This window comes from Mesonia profundi (assembly GCF_031085155.1).
Lineage (GTDB): Bacteria > Bacteroidota > Bacteroidia > Flavobacteriales > Flavobacteriaceae > Mesonia > Mesonia profundi.
The window spans coordinates 1-4,298 of sequence record NZ_JAVHUL010000071.1 but is presented as its reverse complement, the minus strand read 5'-3'; the positions used below and the strand labels follow the sequence as shown (position 1 = coordinate 4,298).

The window sequence follows — 4,298 nt, the reverse complement described above, 5'->3', positions numbered from 1 at the left end:
TCTCACCTCTAACTACTCCATACTAAAACGGTGGCTGAGTGATTTTCGAAAGAAAATTGTATCGAAGCCCACTTTTCACTTTTCGTTTTTCACTTTTTTTAGTCTAAGCGTCGTGGGTCTAAAAGTCTTGATTCCAACAGTCTTGTTTCTAAAAGTCTTGATTCTATTTTTTGTCCGAACGCAAAGATGCTTCATTTCATTTCATTCTGGCGGGAAGTGCCTGCCTGGCCGACAAAGGCATGGTCTTAAATCTTAGTGGGACGTGACTAATTAAATTTGCTTACTTTTAAAGAATAACTCAACGTATTATTCTAATATTGACTACACAAGAACGTTTTTTTAAGAGAAGTTTAGATATCCTCGTTTCCTTGGGGGCTATGATGGTTTTCTTGCCTCTGATCCTTATCGGTTTTTTGATGGCTACGGCAAGCACACATGCCTCTGGAATTTATGCAGCTTACCGTATAGGACAGTACGGGATTCCTTTTAAAATATATAAGCTGCGAAGCATGCGGTTGGAGGACAATAGCTCTAACAGCGTTACCACCTTAAATGATCCACGCATTACTAGAACCGGACGTTGGTTACGGAAATTTAAAATAGATGAATTTCCGCAGCTCTGGAACGTGCTAAAAGGTGATATGAGTTTGGTAGGTCCGCGACCCGACGTTAAAGGTTTTGCAGATGAATTAAAAGGGGAGGGCCGCATTATTTTATCAGTAAAACCCGGAATCACTGGTTTGGCTACTTTAAAGTTTAAAAAAGAAGAGGCTTTGCTGGCTCTACAAGAAGACCCTATTCGTTATAACCGAGAAGTAATTTGGCCTCAGAAGATAAAGCTCAATAAAGAGTATGTCGAAAATTACTCGTTCTGCTTAGATTTGAAAATTTTGGTGAAGACATTTGTGCCGTAGGTTCTAATTTTTTTATTTGTTGATAGAGGAGTCATTATTTTCAAGTCACTAGCGCGTTTCTGCTATTTAGACTAGCTTGAACTCGAATTAGAAAACTTCCTACTTCTAAAAGTCTTTGGTCTATTTTTTGTCAAAGCAGAAAGATGCTTCACTCCGCTACGAAACCTGCCTTGAGCCCAGTCGAAAGGCGCTGCATGACAGTACTCATTCATACTAATATAGCACCATTCAAAAACCTCCAATCTTTATGAAAGTTGGGAATTAATTTTTCTTTCACAATTCTCCCATATAAACACTCATAGAAGCTTTTTGAGCTTCCAATTGGTGAAAGCCTATCCAAAGTTTATAAGAAGTAAAAGAACTCCACGGGCTAGGAAGTAGAAAGCTGGTTAGGCCTTCATTACGCACTGCAAGTTGGGGTGCGAAAAAGAATTGATGGGTAGGTGGGTGGTACACTACAGCAAAAAGGTAATCTTCTGCATGTGCTAAAGCTTGTTCACTCTGCGGGTTCCACTCTAGAAGTACTTCTTGTGCCCCATCCCATTGTGCAAATGCTTGCTCAGGAGGTCTTAAGTCGCCATAACTCATTAAAGATGTGGCATAATTAATTTCATAGCCTTGTGTTCCAAAATGTAAGCCATGGAGAAGATAATAAGATTTAATAAAATGAAAGCTAGCGCTTGTAGGTCTGTTGGGGGAAAAAAGTAACTTTAAAATGTGTTTTAAAGGACCCAGAAAGTGCATTATTACTTTCATTTTGTTACGTTGTAGTAACTGCGGCTCACTAGGCTTTTTATTGCTTGGTACGGGGAGACTGCTTATAAAGTTTCCATGCTTGGTTTTTTTAAATACCAGTGTTCCTGCTTTACCAGAAATGCTTCCTAAAGGATTGTTGAGTAATCTTGCCATCTTTTTTTTATTTTTCTCGCCATTCCTATTAATTACTTAAAAACGAACGCGTCAATTTCTAATAAAAGTAAGTATATAGAAGTGAGCCGAAATAGAGAAAACCCATACAAAACCTATGGATAAACCATACTAGAGTCGTAGTTCCTTCGATGTTTCCTCGTAGTCTCCTCGTATTTAGGGACTTTATTCGTAGAAACATCGAAGGATAATCGAACTAGCCTCGAGCCAACTATGTACTGTCTAAGGGTTTGGTAGGACGGACGGAAACGTTGCGGTAGGTGGGTAAGAGGGGTAACTAGAATAGTGATGAATATTTAGAAATGATCTATTTAAATATTAAATGCGAAAATAGTTGAAATTTAATTCAAAAACTTTTTTAAGTCTAAGCGTCGTACGTCTAAAAGTTGTGGTTCTATTTTCTTACTTTTTTAAGTCTTTGGTCTAGACTCTAGTATCTATGTTCTACTATCTATATTCTCACTCCTCACTATCCACTATTCCCGTGACTGAAATAAAATACCTATCTTTGAAGCACAATAGAGAGCATGAAAAAGAAGAATTTACTAGTATTTGGTACCCGTCCTGAAGCCATAAAAATGGCTCCCTTGGTGAAGGAGTTGCAAAAGCATAACAGCGGTTTTGAAACCAAAGTCTGTGTGACCGCCCAGCATCGAGAAATGTTGGATCAGGTATTGGAATTCTTTGAAATTACACCAGACTTTGATTTGGACCTCATGAAACCCAATCAGAATTTACACCAATTAACGGCGGATATTATTACCGAGTTAAAAGTAGTGCTGGAAGAGTATCAACCCGATTATGTGTTTGTACACGGAGATACCACTACTACTATGGCTACGGCTATTGCTGCTTTCTATAGCGGAGCTAAAATTTGTCATGTGGAAGCCGGATTGAGAACTTGGAAGAAAGATTCTCCTTTTCCCGAAGAGATGAACCGACAGATTACGGGCAGGCTAACCGATTATCATTTTGCTCCCACCACAAAATCTAAAGATAATTTGTTATTGGAGAACATAAAGGAATCTTCGATTGTAGTCACCGGGAATACGGTGATAGATGCGCTTCTGGAAAGTTCTGAACGTGTAAAACACATCCAGAATGAAGAAATCTCCAATTTGAAAAGCATCATTTTAGAAGAGAAAGAACTTATTTTGGTCACAGGGCATCGAAGGGAGAATCACGGACAAGGTTTTATAAATATCTGCGCCGCTTTAAAAGAAATCGCAACGGAAAAACCAGAGGTACAAATTGTGTATCCCGTGCATTTGAATCCTAAAGTAAAGAAGCCAGTAAATGAAATTTTAGGGGAAGTAAAGAATATTCATTTGATAGATCCTTTGGGCTATCCTGCTTTTGTGTGGTTGATGAATCAATCTAAACTTATCATTACCGATAGTGGAGGAGTGCAAGAAGAAGCACCGAGTCTAGGGAAGCCTGTATTGGTGATGAGAAACGACACCGAGCGTCCTGAAGCGGTAGATGCAGGTACGGTAGTTTTGGTAGGAACCGATACGCGTAGAATTGTAGAGGAAACGCTTTCTTTATTAAATGATCCTACACATTATCAAGAGATGAGCGCAAAGCACAATCCTTACGGCGATGGGAAAGCTTGTGAGCGTATTGTAGAGTTTTTGCTGGAGCAGGAATAAAGAATAGTTTATTTTAAAGACTCCAGTTCCAAAACGCAAGAGCCAAGACTCAAGACGATCAGACGTAGGAGAGACTAGAATATAGAGACTAGAAACTAGACGTATGACAACAAACGAGTGTCATTTCATTTTCATCTTGTCATTTCGAGCGTACTGCAAGGCCTGTCCGAACGAAAAGGGCGGGCCTGCCCGACTAGCATTCAGGCGGGCCTGCCCGAACGCTACGGGCGGGGAGTCGAGAAATCTGTCAGTTTCCTAACGGAAAGATACTTCACTCCGCTACGAAGCCTGTCTTGAGCCTAGTCGAAAGGCTCTGCATGACAGTAGTCGATCACACTTATATAGCATCATTCAAAAACCTCCAATCTTTATTAAAGTTGGTAATTAACCTTTCTTTTCATGTTTTCGTTTTTGCTTTTAAATTTTTCTCGTTTTCTAATCTCTGACTTACTCTTTTCACTTTTCACTTTTCGTTTTTCACTTTCTTAAGTCTAAGCGTCGTGGGTCTAAACGTCGTGGTTCTATTTTTTCACTACTTAAAACGGTCACTGAGTGAATTCCTGCAAGGAATTTGTATCGAAGTGCTGAGTGATTTTCGCGAGCCCCGAAGTTTCGGGATGTATCGAAGCCCACTTTTCACTTTAAGCTTTTCGTTTTTCACTTTCTAAGTCGTGGGTCTAAAAGTCCTGATTCCAACAGTCCTGTTTCTAAACGTCTTGATTCTATTTTCTCACCTCTCACCTCTAACTACTCCATACTAAAAAGGTGGCTGAGTGATTTTCGCAAGAAAATTGTATCGAAGCCT

Annotated in this window: 3 protein-coding genes; 2 read left to right on the top strand and 1 reads right to left on the bottom strand. The window is 39.5% G+C overall.

The window, feature by feature from the left end; all coding sequences use genetic code 11:
- The first annotated feature begins 317 nt into the window (after positions 1-317).
- Positions 318-914 carry a sugar transferase gene (locus tag RBU60_RS14080; protein ID WP_308865704.1) on the top strand — a complete coding sequence of 199 codons (597 nt, stop codon included), beginning with the start codon at positions 318-320 and terminating at the stop codon, positions 912-914.
- 273 nt (positions 915-1,187) lie between these two features.
- On the opposite strand, the gene RBU60_RS14075 is transcribed toward RBU60_RS14080, so the two are convergent.
- Complete coding sequence (locus tag RBU60_RS14075; protein WP_308865703.1) at positions 1,188-1,823, bottom strand: DUF6266 family protein; 636 nt, start codon at positions 1,821-1,823, stop codon at positions 1,188-1,190.
- 545 nt (positions 1,824-2,368) lie between these two features.
- Here RBU60_RS14075 and wecB point away from each other — a divergent pair.
- Positions 2,369-3,493 (top strand): non-hydrolyzing UDP-N-acetylglucosamine 2-epimerase, encoded by a 1,125-nt coding sequence (wecB, locus tag RBU60_RS14070; RefSeq protein WP_308865702.1) that lies wholly within the window; start codon positions 2,369-2,371, stop codon positions 3,491-3,493.
- The last annotated feature ends 805 nt before the right edge of the window (positions 3,494-4,298 follow it).

Excerpts from the sequence above, each read along its gene's own strand:
- RBU60_RS14075 (WP_308865703.1), bottom strand. The coding sequence starts at position 1,823 with ATGGCAAGATTACTCAACAATCCTTTAGGAAGCATTTCTGGTAAAGCA.
- wecB (WP_308865702.1), top strand. The coding sequence starts at position 2,369 with ATGAAAAAGAAGAATTTACTAGTATTTGGTACCCGTCCTGAAGCCATA.